Origin of the sequence: Pseudomonas sp. JUb52 (genome assembly GCF_004341115.1) — a bacterium.
GTDB classification, from domain to species: Bacteria; Pseudomonadota; Gammaproteobacteria; order Pseudomonadales; family Pseudomonadaceae; genus Chryseomonas; species Chryseomonas oryzihabitans.
On sequence record NZ_SLYS01000012.1, the window covers coordinates 83,258 to 96,172 of the forward strand.

13 protein-coding genes are annotated in these 12,915 nt (G+C 64.8%); 3 read left to right on the top strand and 10 right to left on the bottom strand.

Annotated elements, in window-relative coordinates; translation table 11 throughout:
• Positions 1 to 4 precede the first annotated feature (4 nt).
• From ispH to murJ, 6 genes are all read right to left on the bottom strand, one after another.
• Positions 5 to 949: a 4-hydroxy-3-methylbut-2-enyl diphosphate reductase gene (gene ispH / locus EC839_RS18920; RefSeq protein ID WP_132833007.1), complete on the bottom strand. Its 945-nt coding sequence runs from the start codon at positions 947 to 949 to the stop codon at positions 5 to 7.
• Between the two features lie 34 nt (positions 950 to 983).
• Positions 984 to 1,430, bottom strand: a complete 447-nt coding sequence (locus EC839_RS18925; protein WP_132833008.1) for a peptidylprolyl isomerase — start codon at positions 1,428 to 1,430, stop codon at positions 984 to 986.
• Positions 1,423 to 1,926 carry a signal peptidase II gene (lspA, locus tag EC839_RS18930; protein ID WP_132833009.1) on the bottom strand — a complete coding sequence of 168 codons (504 nt, stop codon included), beginning with the start codon at positions 1,924 to 1,926 and terminating at the stop codon, positions 1,423 to 1,425. The genes EC839_RS18925 and lspA overlap by 8 nt, the downstream gene beginning before the upstream one ends.
• Positions 1,919 to 4,753: an isoleucine--tRNA ligase gene (ileS, locus tag EC839_RS18935; protein WP_132833010.1), complete on the bottom strand. Its 2,835-nt coding sequence runs from the start codon at positions 4,751 to 4,753 to the stop codon at positions 1,919 to 1,921. The genes lspA and ileS overlap by 8 nt, the downstream gene beginning before the upstream one ends.
• Before the next feature lies 1 nt (position 4,754).
• A complete protein-coding gene (ribF, locus tag EC839_RS18940; RefSeq protein WP_007160797.1) occupies positions 4,755 to 5,702 on the bottom strand; it encodes a bifunctional riboflavin kinase/FAD synthetase in 948 nt (315 codons plus the stop codon).
• A 79-nt stretch (positions 5,703 to 5,781) separates the two neighbouring features.
• On the bottom strand, positions 5,782 to 7,320 hold the full coding sequence (gene murJ, locus EC839_RS18945) for a murein biosynthesis integral membrane protein MurJ (RefSeq protein ID WP_132833011.1): 1,539 nt from the start codon (positions 7,318 to 7,320) through the stop codon (positions 5,782 to 5,784).
• A gap of 243 nt (positions 7,321 to 7,563) precedes the next feature.
• Between murJ and rpsT the strand changes: the two genes are divergently transcribed.
• On the top strand, positions 7,564 to 7,842 hold the full coding sequence (gene rpsT, locus EC839_RS18950; RefSeq protein WP_007160795.1) for a 30S ribosomal protein S20: 279 nt from the start codon (positions 7,564 to 7,566) through the stop codon (positions 7,840 to 7,842).
• 95 nt (positions 7,843 to 7,937) lie between these two features.
• On the opposite strand, the gene proB is transcribed toward rpsT, so the two are convergent.
• The 4 genes from proB to rplU form a co-directional block, all read right to left on the bottom strand.
• Positions 7,938 to 9,056: a glutamate 5-kinase gene (gene proB, locus EC839_RS18955; protein ID WP_132833012.1), complete on the bottom strand. Its 1,119-nt coding sequence runs from the start codon at positions 9,054 to 9,056 to the stop codon at positions 7,938 to 7,940.
• 15 nt (positions 9,057 to 9,071) lie between these two features.
• On the bottom strand, positions 9,072 to 10,283 hold the full coding sequence (gene cgtA, locus EC839_RS18960) for an Obg family GTPase CgtA (RefSeq protein ID WP_042137070.1): 1,212 nt from the start codon (positions 10,281 to 10,283) through the stop codon (positions 9,072 to 9,074).
• 265 nt (positions 10,284 to 10,548) lie between these two features.
• Positions 10,549 to 10,809 carry a 50S ribosomal protein L27 gene (gene rpmA, locus EC839_RS18965; protein ID WP_007160792.1) on the bottom strand — a complete coding sequence of 87 codons (261 nt, stop codon included), beginning with the start codon at positions 10,807 to 10,809 and terminating at the stop codon, positions 10,549 to 10,551.
• Between the two features lie 26 nt (positions 10,810 to 10,835).
• The gene (gene rplU / locus EC839_RS18970) at positions 10,836 to 11,150 is read right to left on the bottom strand and encodes a 50S ribosomal protein L21 (RefSeq protein ID WP_007160791.1); all 315 of its coding nucleotides are present in this window, start codon (positions 11,148 to 11,150) and stop codon (positions 10,836 to 10,838) included.
• 400 nt (positions 11,151 to 11,550) lie between these two features.
• On the opposite strand from rplU, the gene EC839_RS18980 reads away from it, so the two are divergent.
• The gene (locus EC839_RS18980) at positions 11,551 to 12,525 is read left to right on the top strand and encodes a polyprenyl synthetase family protein (RefSeq protein ID WP_132833014.1); all 975 of its coding nucleotides are present in this window, start codon (positions 11,551 to 11,553) and stop codon (positions 12,523 to 12,525) included.
• 135 nt (positions 12,526 to 12,660) lie between these two features.
• Positions 12,661 to 12,915, top strand: coding sequence for a hypothetical protein (locus EC839_RS18985; RefSeq protein ID WP_007160789.1), 255 nt, complete (start codon positions 12,661 to 12,663; stop codon positions 12,913 to 12,915).

A 12,915-nucleotide genomic window follows, 5' to 3' on the forward strand; every position in this document is an offset into this window, starting at 1 on the left:
ACTCCTATACCGCCTTTACCCTGAGCTCTCGCGGCAGGGTGAAGGTGATGTTCTCCGGCTCGCCTTCCAGCTCCACCTCGCCGGTGGCGCCCCAGCTCTGCAGCCGGTCGATGACGCCGCGCACCAGGACTTCCGGGGCCGAGGCGCCGGCGGTGACACCGATGCGTTGCACGCCCTCGAACCATGCCTGCTGCAGGTCTTCGGCGCCGTCGATGAGGTAGGCCGGGGTGCCCAGGCGTTCGGCGAGTTCGCGCAGGCGGTTGGAGTTGGAGCTGCTGGGACTGCCCACGACCAGCACTACGTCGCTTTCCAGGGCCAGGGTCTTCACGGCGTCCTGGCGGTTGGTGGTGGCGTAGCAGATGTCGTTCTTGCGCGGGCCATTGATGGAGGGAAACTTGGCACGCAAGGCGTCGATCACCTTGCGGGTATCGTCCATCGACAGGGTGGTCTGGGAGACGTAGAACAGGGCTTCGGGGTTGCGCACCTCGAGCTTTTCCACGTCGTCCTCGTCTTCCACCAGATAGATGGCACCGCCGGCACGATCGTCGTACTGGCCCATGGTGCCCTCCACTTCCGGATGCCCGGCGTGGCCGATGAGGATGCACTCCTGGCCGTCGCGGCTGTAGCGCGCGACTTCCATGTGCACCTTGGTCACCAGCGGGCAGGTGGCGTCGAACACCTTGAGGCCACGCTCGGCGGCCTCGCGGCGCACGGCCTGGGAGACGCCATGGGCGCTGAAGATAAGGATGACGTCATCCGGTACGTCGGCCACGTCTTCAACGAAGACGGCGCCACGGGCGCGCAGGTTGTCGACCACGAACTTGTTGTGCACCACTTCGTGACGCACATAGATGGGCGGACCGAAAACGTCCAGTGCCCGGTCGACGATGTCGATGGCGCGGTCCACGCCGGCGCAGAAGCCGCGGGGATTGGCGAGCTTGATCTGCATAGGCTCCTCTGCCCGCTTCACGGGCGGCGTTGGATCAATGGGAGACGGCAGGCTCGATGGCCAGGATTTCCACGTCGAAGGTCAGCACACGGCCGGCCAGCGGGTGGTTGAAGTCGATGATCACCTGCTCTTCGTCGTAGCTTTTGACCACGCCAGGCATCTCGCCACCGGCGGCGTCGCTGAAGATGATCAGCAGACCGGGCGACAGCTCCATGTCACTGAAGTCGTCACGCGCCATGGTCTGCAGATTGCCGTCGTTGGGCTGGCCGAAGCCGCGCTCCGGCGGAATGGTCAGGCTGGTCTTGGTACCGGCCTGCAGACCGAACAGCGCCTGCTCGAAACCGGGCAGCAGATTGCCGTCGCCGGCGGTGAAGGTGGCCGGCGCCTTGTCGAAGGTGCTGTCCACCACGTCGCCATTCTGCAGCTTGATGGCGAAATGCAGGGTGACCCGGGTATCCGGGCCGATGGTGATCTCAGCCATGGGCTTCCTCGGGTTTCTTCTTGCGGAACATGTCCAGGGCCAGCATTACGGCACCGACGGTGATGGCGCTGTCGGCCAGGTTGAAGGCCGGGTAGTACCATTCCTGGCGCCAGTGCACCAGGATGAAGTCGATGACGTGGCCCAGGACCAGGCGGTCATAGAGATTGCCCAGCGCACCACCGAGGATCAGGGCCAGGGCGATGGCGGTCCAGGTGTCGTTGCGCAGGCGCTTGAGCCAGACCACCAGCACCACGCTCACCACCGCGGCGATGCCGGCGAAGAACCAGCGCTGCCAACCGGAGTGATCGGCCAGGAAGCTGAAGGCGGCGCCCGGGTTGTAGGCCAGGGTCCAGCTGAGGATGTCCGGAATCACCGGCACCTGCTGGTAGAGCGACAGGTTGGCCTGGAAGTAGAGCTTGGTCAGCTGATCCAGCAGGATCACCACCACACTCAGGGCCAACCAGGGCAAGGCACCGAAACGCGAGGCGTCACGCATGCTCGCGCACCTCGCCGGCACCGTAGACGTTGGTCACGCAGCGCTCGCAGATCTCCGGGTGCGCGGCATCCTGGCCAACGCTGTGGCTGTGGTGCCAGCAGCGGGCGCACTTGGGTGCCTCGGACTTGCGCACCACCAGCTTGAGGCCGCTCAGTTCGCTGGCCACGGCACCTTCCGGAGCCTTCTCCAGCGGCTGGACAGCGGCCTGGGACGAGATCAGCACGAACCTGAGTTCGTTGCCCAGGGCTTCCAGCACGGTCTGCAGGGCGCTGTCGGCGTAGAGGGTGATCTCCGCCTGCAGGCTGCCACCCAGGGTCTTGGCGGCGCGCTGGTTCTCCAGCTCCTTGTTGACCGCGGCCTTGACCGCCATCACCTGATCCCAATAGGCACGATCCAGGGTCGCGCCCTCGGGCAGGGCGAAGAGGCCGTCGTACCAGGTGGTCAGCATCACCGATTCTTCCCGCTCGCCCGGCAGGTACTGCCAGATCTCGTCGGCGGTAAAGGACAGGATGGGCGCGATCCAGCGTACCAGGGCCTCGGCGATGAGATACAGCGCGGTCTGGCAGGAACGCCGCGGCAGGCTGTCGGCCCCGGTGGTGTACTGACGGTCCTTGATGATGTCGAGGTAGAAACCGCCCAGTTCCTGCACGCAGAAGTTGTGCACCTTCTGGTAGACGTTGAGGAAACGATACTCGGCGTAGGCCTGCTCGATTTCCTGCTGCAGCAGCAGGGCGCGATCCACCGCCCAGCGATCCAGGTCGATCATGTCTTCGGGAGCGACCCGATTCACCGCCGGATCGAAGCCGGACAGGTTGGAGAGCAGAAAGCGCGCGGTGTTGCGGATGCGGCGATAGGAGTCGGCGCTGCGCTGCAGGATCTGGTCGGAGACCGCCATCTCGCCGGTGTAGTCGGTCGACGCGACCCAGAGGCGCAGGATGTCGGCACCCAGGCTGTCGATGACCTTTTGCGGGGCGACCACGTTGCCCAGCGACTTGGATTGCTTGCGACCCTGCTCGTCCACGGTGAAGCCATGGGTCAGCAGTTCCTTGTAGGGGGCATGGCCGTCGATGGCGCAACCGGTCAGCAGCGAGGAGTGGAACCAGCCACGATGCTGGTCGGAGCCTTCCAGGTAGAGATCGGCCGCCGGGCCCTGGTCATGGGCCAGCTCGGCGTGGGAACCGCGCAGCACGTGCCAGTGGGTGGTGCCGGAATCGAACCAGACGTCGAGGGTGTCGCGACTCTTGTCGTACTGGCCGGCTTCTTCGCCGAGCAGTTCAGCGGGATCGAGCTTGAACCAGGCTTCGATGCCCTCGCGCTCGACGCGCTGGGCGACCTCTTCCATCAGTTCGACGGTACGCGGATGCAGCTCGCCGCTTTCCTTGTGGGTAAAGAAGGGAATCGGCACGCCCCAGTTGCGTTGGCGCGAGATACACCAGTCGGGCCGGCCGGCGATCATGCCGTGCAGCCGCGCCTGACCCCAGGCCGGGACGAACTGGGTCTGCTCGATGGCCGCCAGGGAACGCTCGCGCAGGGTGGCCCCTTCGTTGGGCTGCTTGTCCATGCCAACGAACCACTGGGCGGTAGCGCGATAGATCAGCGGGGTCTTGTGCCGCCAGCAGTGCATGTAGCTGTGGTTGATCGCCTCGTGCTTGAGCAGGGCGCCCGCCTCTTCCAGCGCGGCGACGATGGCCGGATTGGCCTTCCAGATGAACTGGCCGCCAAACAGCGGCAGCGACTCGGCGTAGACACCGTTGCTCTGCACCGGATTGAGGATGTCGTCGTTGCTCAGGCCGTACTGCTTGCAGATGCGGAAGTCATCTTCGCCATAGGCAGGCGAACAGTGCACGATGCCGGTACCGGCGCCCAGCTCGACGTATTCGGCAAGGTAGACGGGCGACAGGCGCTCGTACAGCGGATGGCGGAAGTTGATCAGCTCCAGGGCAGTACCCGGAGCAGTGGCAATTACCTCGCCCTGCAGGCCGTAGCGCGCCAGGCAACTTTCCACCAGCTCTTCGGCCAGCAGCAGCAGGCGATCGCCGACATCCACCAGCGCATAGGTGAACTCGGGATGCACGTTGAGCGCCTGGTTGGCCGGGATGGTCCAGGGAGTGGTGGTCCAGATGACGATGGCGGTGGGCTTGGCCAGGGCGCCAAGACCAAAGGCAGCCGCCAGCTTGTCGGCATCGGCGACCGGGAAGGCCACGTCGATGGCGTCGGATCTCTTGTCCTGGTACTCCACCTCGGCCTCGGCCAGGGCCGAGCCGCAGTCGAAGCAGAAGTTGACCGGCTTGAGGCCCTTGAAGACGAAGCCCTTCTTGACCAATTCGCCCAGGGCGCGGATCTCGCCGGCCTCGTTGGCGAAGTTCATGGTCAGGTAGGGATTGCTCCAGTCACCGAGCACGCCCAGGCGGACGAAGCCGGCCTTCTGCTCTTCGATCTGCTCGCTGGCATAGGCGCGGCAGCGCTCGCGGGTCAGGTCCGCCGGCTGGTTCTTGCCGAAGGTGGTTTCCACCTTGTGCTCGATGGGCAGGCCATGGCAGTCCCAGCCCGGCACATAGGGAGCATCGAAGCCGGCCAGGGTCTTGGACCGGGTAATGATGTCCTTGAGGATCTTGTTCAGCGCATGACCGATGTGGATGCTGCCGTTGGCATAGGGCGGACCGTCATGCAGGATGAAGGTCGGACGGCCCTTGCCGATGGCGCGCAGCTTCCCGTACAGGTCGATATCCTGCCAGCGCTTGAGCGCTTCCGGCTCGCGCTGCGGCAGGCCGGCTTTCATCGGGAATGCCGTTTCCGGCAGGTTGAGCGTCGCTTTGTAATCGGTCATGTCAGTCCAGGCTCGTTGACGGTTGCCCCTGCCAGTAGGCGCGGGCCGTGGCGACGTCCGCTTCGATCGCCGCCTTGAGGGCCTCCAGAGAGGCGAATTTCTGTTCGTCGCGGACCTTCTGCACGAAGGTCACGCTGAGGTGGCGGCCATAGAGGTCGCCGGCAAAGTCCAGCAGATGGATTTCCAGGTGCGGACGGCCATCGCCCTGCACCGTCGGCCGCTGGCCGATATTGGCCACGCCCGGCACCACCCGCCCATCGATCAGGCTGCTGACCAGATAGACGCCGCGCAGCGGCGGTCGACGCCGCTTGAGCTGGACGTTGGCCGTGGGCCAGCCCAGCTGACGCGCCAGCTTCTGGCCATGCAAGACCCGTCCCGAGAGGCTGTAGGGCCGGCCCAGCATGCGCGCGGCCAGGGCCAGATCGCCGTCGGCCAGGGCCTGGCGGATCAGGGTACTGCTCACCCGCAGGCCGTCCAGCTCGACGGTGGTGGCGGCTTCCAGGGTGAAGCCGTGGTCGCGGGCAGCCAGGTTCAGGTAGGTGAAGTCGCCGGCGCGGTCGCAGCCGAAACGGAAGTCGTCACCGATCTCCAGGTGCTTCACCCCCAGGCCTTCCACCAGCACCTGCTGGACGAAGGCCTCGGCGGACAATTCGCGCAGCCGTCGATTGAAATTCAGGCAGAGCACGTTGTCGACGCCCAGGCGTGCGAAGCATTCCAGCTTCTCGCGCAGGCGGGTCAGACGCACCGGCGCGATATCGGGCAGGAAGAATTCCCGCGGCTGCGGCTCGAAGATCACCACGCAACTCGGCACGCCGAGCTCCGCCGCCCGCTCACGCAGCCGCGCGAGGATGGCCTGGTGCCCCAGGTGAACCCCGTCGAAGTTGCCAATGGTGGCAACGCAGCCCTTGGGAAAGGCGTCGAGATGATGGAGACCACGAAACAGCTGCATGGGTAGGTATTGCTCAGAAATTAATCGATTATATCCGGATGCCCGCCGCGAGGACAGGCGCACACCCGGCCTTGTGCAATCACAGCACCGCGCGCCGATTGAAGTCGCGCACGCGGAAGCCGAGCAGGAAGAGACTGGCGAAATAGGCCAGCACCCCCGCCGCGACCAGACCACCCAGACGCAAGAGGCGCTGCCACATCAGACCTTCGCTCCAGCTGGGCAGCAGCTGCATCAGGCCGAACAGGACGGCGGTCATTACCGCTACCGCGATCAGCAGTCGCAGCAGGAAGCCTGTCCAGCCTGCCTGGGGGATGAACAGGTTATGGCGGCGCAGTTGCCAGAATAAAAGGCCGGCGTTGAGACAAGCCGCCAGGCCTATGGCCAGGGCCAGGCCGACATGCTGCAGCGGCCCGATCAGGATCAGGTTGAGCACCTGGGTCACCGCCAGGGTGAAGAGCGCGATCTTTACCGGGGTCTTGATGTTCTGCTGGGCATAGAAGCCCGGCGCCAGCACCTTGACCAGGATGATGCCGAGCAGCCCCACGGCATAGGCGACCAGCGCTCGCTGGGTCATCAGGGCGTCATGGGCATCGAAACGGCCGTACTGGAACAGCGAGACGGTCAGGGGCTCGGACAGCAGCGCCAGGGCCGCCGAGCAGGGCAGCACCAGCAGGAAGCACAGTCGCAGGCCCCAGTCGAGCAGCCGCGAATATTCCTGGCGATCGGCCTTGGCGTAGGTGCGCGACAGTGCCGGCAGCAGGATGGTCCCCAGCGCCACGCCGAGCACCCCCGAGGGCAGCTCCATCAGGCGATCGGCGTAGTACATCCAGGACACCGAACCGGCCGCCAGGAAGGAGGCGAAGATGGTGTTGATGATCAGCGAAATCTGGCTGACCGAGACCCCGAGGATCGCCGGCCCCATCTGCTTCATGACCCGCCAGACGCCACTGTCCCGCAGATTCAGTCGCGGCAGCACCAGCATGCCGATGCGCTTGAGATGCGGCAGCTGATAGAGGAATTGCGCCAGGCCACCCACCAGGGTCGCCCAGGCCATGGCCATGATCGGCGGATCGAAATAGGGGGTCAGGAACAGCGCGAAGATGATCATGCTGACGTTGAGCAGGGTCGGCACGAAGGCCGGCACGCTGAATCTGTTCCAGGTGTTGAGCACGGCGCCGGCCAGGGACGCCAGGGAGATCAGCAGGATGTAGGGAAAGGTCACCCGCAGCAGGCTGGAGGTGAGGGCGAATTTCTCCGGGGTGTCGGCGAAACCCGGCGCGGTGATCCAGATCACCAGGGGCGCGGCCAGCATGCCCAGCACCGTGACCAGCGCCAGCACCAGGGTCAGCAGGCCGCTGACGTAGGCCAGGAAGGTGCGGGTGGCCTCCTCGCCCTGCTGGGCCTTGTATTCGGCGAGGATGGGGACGAACGCCTGGGAAAAGGCCCCTTCGGCGAAGATGCGGCGCAGCAGGTTGGGCAGCTTGAAGGCGACGAAAAAGGCGTCGGTGGCCATGCCGGCGCCAAAGGTGCGGGCGACGATGGTGTCGCGCACGAAACCCAGCACACGGGACAGCATGGTCATGGAGCTGACGGCGGCCAGGGACTTGAGCAGATTCATGGCAGGGAGAGGACTCGGTGAACGCAGCGGGACGTGACAGAGGATGCGCGTGAGCGCAGTCGCGCGATGGGCACAAGCGATCGAGTGTAACGAGGCCCTTCATCGGCGACCAGCCGGATATCCATCCAGACAGCCTTGACAGGCGCCGCCAGGGACGTCAAGATTCGCGACCTTAATTTAGCTCTGTACTTGCTACAGAGTTCGCTCTGTACCCAATACAGTCTTTTTCGAAGGAGCTCCACGGTGGCTAACTCCCCCTCCGCCAAAAAACGCGCCAAACAGGCTGAGAAGCGTCGCAGCCACAATGCGAGCCTGCGCTCCATGGTGCGTACCTACATCAAGAACGTCGTCAAGGCGATCGAAGCCAAGGACCTGGAAAAAGCCAAGTCCGCTTATGTTGCTGCCGTTCCGGTCATCGACCGCATGGCCGACAAGGGCATCATCGACAAGAACAAGGCCGCTCGTCACAAGAGCCGCCTGAACGCTCACATCAAGGCCCTGGCTACCCCCGCCGCTGCCTGATAAGCGTTCAAGTAAAAAACCGGCTTCGGCCGGTTTTTTACTGCCTGGGATTCAGGAATCCAACGCCTCCGGAGAGGCGCCAGGATCGACGATCGTCAGACCAGGACGAGGTTGTCCCGGTGAATCAGCTCGGGCTCATAGACATAGCCCAGCTCGACCACGATGGCGTCCGAAGGCCGCCCCAGGATGCGCTGCGCCTCGGTCGCACTGTAGTTGACCAGGCCACGCGCCACCTCGCGCCCGTCCGGACCGACGCAGGCGACCATCTCGCCGCGCCGGAAGCTGCCTTCCAGCGCTCGCACGCCCACCGGCAGCAGACTGCGATGACCGCCCACCAGGGCCTCCACCGCACCGGCGTCCAGGCGCAGGGTACCGCGCACCTGCAGATGCCCCGCCAGCCACTGCTTGCGCGCCGCCACCAGGCCACGCTCGGGTGACAGCAGGGTGCCCAGCTGTTCGCCCTGCTGCAGGCGACTGAGCACCTGCTGGATCCGCCCGCCGACGATGACGGTATAGGCACCGGACCGTGCCGCCAGACGCGCAGCACGCAGCTTGGTCTGCATGCCGCCACGCCCCAGGGCACCGCCGGTACCACCGGCGACCAGATCCAGGGCCGGATCGTCGGCGCGCGCCTCGCTGATGAGGCTGGCATCGGGATTGTTGCGCGGATCGGCATCGAACATGCCATCGCGATCGGTGAGGATGACCAGCAGATCGGCTTCGACCAGGTTGGCCACCAGGGCGGCCAGGGTGTCGTTGTCGCCGAAGCGGATCTCGTCCGTGACGACGGTATCGTTCTCGTTGATCACCGGCACCACGCCCAGGCTCACCAGAGTGCGCAGGGTGCTGCGAGCATTGAGATAGCGCTTGCGATCGGACAGGTCGTCATGGGTGAGCAGGATCTGCGCGGTCTGCACCTGATGCTCGGCGAAACTGGATTCCCAGGCCTGCACCAGCCCCATCTGCCCTACCGCCGCGGCCGCCTGCAACTCGTTGATGGCGGTCGGACGCTGCGTCCAGCCGAGCCGACTCATGCCGGCCGCCACCGCACCCGAGGACACCAGCACCAGCTCGATGCCCGCCTGGTGCAGGGCCACCATCTGCTCGACCCAGCCGGCCATGGCCCCGCCATCCAGACAACGCCCGTCGTCGGTCAGCAGGGCACTGCCGATCTTCACCACCCAGCGCTGGGCGCCAGACACCTGATCACGCATGGGCAAGCTCCTTTCTTACCGTACGTAGAAGATTTCCGGACCGTCGCCGTCGTCTTCGTCATCATCGAAGTCGTCGTCTTCGTCCACCGCCTTGACGCCCGAACGGCGCAGGGCTCGCTGGTCGTCCAGCGCCTGCAGACGCGCCCGCGCCTCGTCCTCGATGCGCTGATCGAGCTCCTCCAGCGCCTCGGCATAGGCCGGGTCTTCGGCGAGACGCAGGGTCCGCTCGTCGAGATACTGCATGATGGCCTGACAGAGCTGCTCGGTGCCTTCCCGCTCCAGGGCGGAGATGACGAAGACCGGACCCTGCCAGTCCAGACGCTCGACCACCGCCTTGAGGCGCTCTTCGCGCTCGTCATCGAGCAACTGGTCGGCCTTGTTCAACACCAGCCAGCGGTCACGCTCGCCCAGCGCCGGACTGAACTTGGTCAGCTCGTTGATGATGGTCTCGGCAGCCTCGGCCGGATCGCTTTCATCCAGGGGCGCCATGTCGACGAGGTGCAGCAGCAGGCGGGTCCGCGCCAGGTGCTTGAGGAAACGGATCCCCAGGCCGGCGCCTTCGGACGCCCCTTCGATCAGCCCCGGGATGTCGGCGACCACGAAGCTCTTGAAGCGCCCCACGCTGACCACGCCCAGGTTGGGCACCAGGGTGGTGAAGGGATAGTCGGCGACCTTGGGCTTGGCGGCCGAGACCGCGCGAATGAAGGTGCTCTTGCCGGCATTGGGCAGGCCGAGCAGACCGATGTCCGCCAGCACCTTGAGCTCCAGCTTGAGATCGCGCTCTTCGCCGGGCTTGCCCGGGGTGGTCTGCCGCGGTGCGCGGTTGGTGCTGGACTTGAACCGGGTGTTGCCCAGGCCGTGCCAGCCGCCCTGGACGACGCGGATGCGCTGACCGGGCTGGGTCAGGTCACCGATGATCTCCTGGGTCGCCGCATCGATCACCGTGGTGCCCACGGGGACCGGCAGCACCAGGTCTTCACCCTTGGCGCCGGTGCACTCGGTGCTCCCGCCCTTCTCACCGTTCTGCGCGGTGAAACGTCGGGTGTAACGGTAATCGACCAGGGTGTTCAGGTTGATGTCGGCTTCGAGCCAGATCGACCCGCCATCGCCGCCGTCACCCCCATTGGGGCCACCCTTCTCGATGAATTTCTCCCGGCGGAAACTCATCATGCCGTTGCCGCCGTCACCCGCTTTTACGTGTATGGATACTTCATCGACGAATTTCATCTGGACCTCCCGCGCTCGCGGGCCGCTGCAAACAAGGAACTAGTGTGGTGCTTCAGGAGTTCGCGCAAGAATTGGCGAGTGATTTTTCGGTCTGGGCTAGGCGCCGCGACGAGTCATAGCAGGGCCATGGCGAGGAGTGGCAACAACGCCCAGGCGGAAAAAGCGCCGCCAAAATTGTGCAGATAACTTCTGAAACACCACACTAGCTTAACTACAAACGAAAAAGCCCCGTCGGGTAGACAGGGCTTTTCTTTCGTCACGGGCCTTAGGCGGCGGCGACGATGCTCACGTAACGACGGCCGAAGGCGCCCTTCACGTCGAACTTGATCACGCCGTCCACTTTCGCGAACAGGGTGTGATCCTTGCCGAGGCCCACGCCGTAACCGGCATGGTACTGGGTGCCGCGCTGACGCACGATGATGTTGCCGGCCTTGACGACCTGGCCGCCGTACAGCTTCACGCCAAGGCGTTTGCTTTCGGAATCGCGACCGTTACGAGTAGAACCACCCGCTTTTTTGTGTGCCATGAGTCAATTCTCCGTTAGAGGCGAGATCAGGCCTGGATGCCAGTGATCTTGATTTCGGTGAACCACTGACGGTGGCCCTGACGCTTCATGTGATGCTTACGACGACGGAATTTGATGATGGTGACCTTGTCGTGACGGCCCTGGGCGGTCACTTCGGCGGTCACTTTGGCACCATCAACGACCGGCAGACCGATCTTGACGTCGTCACCGTTGCCAACCAGCAGAACCTGGTCGAAGGTGACGGTTTCACCGGTGGCGATGTCGAGCTTCTCGACCTTCAGATATTCGCCTTCGGCGACCTTGTATTGCTTGCCACCGGTAACGATAACTGCGTAGGACATGGTAAATCTCCGTTAAACCTGCTCACCCGGTGCTTTATAGGAGGTATCGTCGACCGGCATGGCTGCACGGGACCGGAAGGACCACCGCGCAATTGCGTAAGACAGGGGGTTAACCCTAGGAATGTTCAGGGCCCGCGATTCTACGCAAGCCGTGCCCGGGAGGCAAGAGCCGCCCGCCCGCGCCTTGACAGCCCCCCACCCCACCCCTAGCATGCCGCGCAACCTCGTTCAGCGGCCATGCCGGGCCGGTGCCCAGCCGAATCGGCATGAGCGGCGAGCCGCGGGAGCGCGATGGCAATCCCTGGGCATGGCACTCGTGCCGGTCCCTAGGGCATAGTCTGGCGGTCATGCGCCATCCGGCCGCTTGAATATTGCCCGGACCTCCAGTGGACACCTCTCAATGACGCAGCAATCCCAGTCCTTCTATCGCGTGGTGACGGACGATTTCGCCGCCGTAGACGGCATCATCCGCCAGCAGCTGACCTCGCGCGTGCCGCTGGTCGAGAAGATTGGCGACTACATCGTCTCCGCGGGTGGCAAGCGCCTGCGTCCGCTGCTGGTCCTGCTGGCCGGTAAGGCGCTCGGGCGCGCCGATCACGATCTGCAACTGCTGGCGGCGACCATCGAATTCCTGCACACCTCCACCCTGCTGCACGACGACGTCGTCGATGCCTCGGGGATGCGCCGTGGCCGCTCCACCGCCAATGCCCTCTGGGGCAACGCCCCCAGCGTCCTGGTGGGCGATTTCCTCTATGCCCGCTCCTTCGAGATGATGGTGGCGCTGGGCTCCATGGAGGTGATGCGCATCATCTCCCAGGCCACTCGCGTCATCGCCGAGGGCGAGGTGCTGCAGCTGTCGAAGGTCCGCGACGCCAGCACCACCGAAGAGATCTACATGGAAGTCATCCGCGGCAAGACCGCCATGCTCTTCGAAGCCTCCACCCACAGCGCGGCGATCCTGGCCGGCGCCAGCGCCGAGCAGGCCGACGCCCTGCGTCGCTATGGCGATCATCTGGGCGTGGCCTTCCAGCTGGTCGACGACCTGCTCGACTACCAGGGCGACGCCGTCGCGCTGGGCAAGAACGTCGGTGACGATCTGGCCGAGGGCAAGCCGACCCTGCCGCTGATCGTGACCATGCGCGAAGGCTCTGCCGAACAGGCCGCCCTGGTACGCCAGGCGATCCGCCAGGGCGGCAGTCAGGACCTGGAAGGCGTGCGCGCCGCCGTCGAAGCCGCTGGCGCCCTCGACTACACCGCACGCAAGGCCCAGGAATTCGCCGAGCGGGCGATCGCCTGCCTGGACGCCCTGCCCGCCAGCGAATATCGCGATGCCCTGGCCGACCTGGGTCGGTTCTCGGTGGCCCGTACCCACTGACGCCTGCACCGACCGATCGAGCCCGCCGTCGCCAGATCGCGGGCTTTTTCATATCCGACCAAAAAAGTCAGGTAATCCCTTGCTATTTATTGAATAAGAATTATTCTCATAAATAGCACAGCAGGAGCCCTTGCCATGACTTATCTGATCGACGCCTGGCTGGACCGGCCGCACCCCTATCTGCGCATCCTCAACCGGGAAACCGGCAAGGTCTGCGCGGAGCTGGACGAGACGGCCCTGGAAGAACTCAAGGACCTGGGCGAGCTGGATCTGCACAGCCTCACCTCCAGCGAGCCGCGGGTGGTGAAGGAGCAGATCCGTCAGGTCTTCCTGTTCAGCTACGCCCTGGCGCTGCGCCCGGACAACGAGGCGCTGCGCCTGGACTGCTAG

Excerpts from the sequence above, each read along its gene's own strand:
- ispH (WP_132833007.1), bottom strand. The coding sequence starts at position 949 with ATGCAGATCAAGCTCGCCAATCCCCGCGGCTTCTGCGCCGGCGTGGAC.
- EC839_RS18925 (WP_132833008.1), bottom strand. The coding sequence starts at position 1,430 with ATGGCTGAGATCACCATCGGCCCGGATACCCGGGTCACCCTGCATTTC.
- lspA (WP_132833009.1), bottom strand. The coding sequence starts at position 1,926 with ATGCGTGACGCCTCGCGTTTCGGTGCCTTGCCCTGGTTGGCCCTGAGT.
- ileS (WP_132833010.1), bottom strand. The coding sequence starts at position 4,753 with ATGACCGATTACAAAGCGACGCTCAACCTGCCGGAAACGGCATTCCCG.
- ribF (WP_007160797.1), bottom strand. The coding sequence starts at position 5,702 with ATGCAGCTGTTTCGTGGTCTCCATCATCTCGACGCCTTTCCCAAGGGC.
- murJ (WP_132833011.1), bottom strand. The coding sequence starts at position 7,320 with ATGAATCTGCTCAAGTCCCTGGCCGCCGTCAGCTCCATGACCATGCTG.
- proB (WP_132833012.1), bottom strand. The coding sequence starts at position 9,056 with ATGCGTGATCAGGTGTCTGGCGCCCAGCGCTGGGTGGTGAAGATCGGC.
- cgtA (WP_042137070.1), bottom strand. The coding sequence starts at position 10,283 with ATGAAATTCGTCGATGAAGTATCCATACACGTAAAAGCGGGTGACGGC.
- rpmA (WP_007160792.1), bottom strand. The coding sequence starts at position 10,809 with ATGGCACACAAAAAAGCGGGTGGTTCTACTCGTAACGGTCGCGATTCC.
- rplU (WP_007160791.1), bottom strand. The coding sequence starts at position 11,150 with ATGTCCTACGCAGTTATCGTTACCGGTGGCAAGCAATACAAGGTCGCC.
- EC839_RS18980 (WP_132833014.1), top strand. The coding sequence starts at position 11,551 with ATGACGCAGCAATCCCAGTCCTTCTATCGCGTGGTGACGGACGATTTC.
- EC839_RS18985 (WP_007160789.1), top strand. The coding sequence starts at position 12,661 with ATGACTTATCTGATCGACGCCTGGCTGGACCGGCCGCACCCCTATCTG.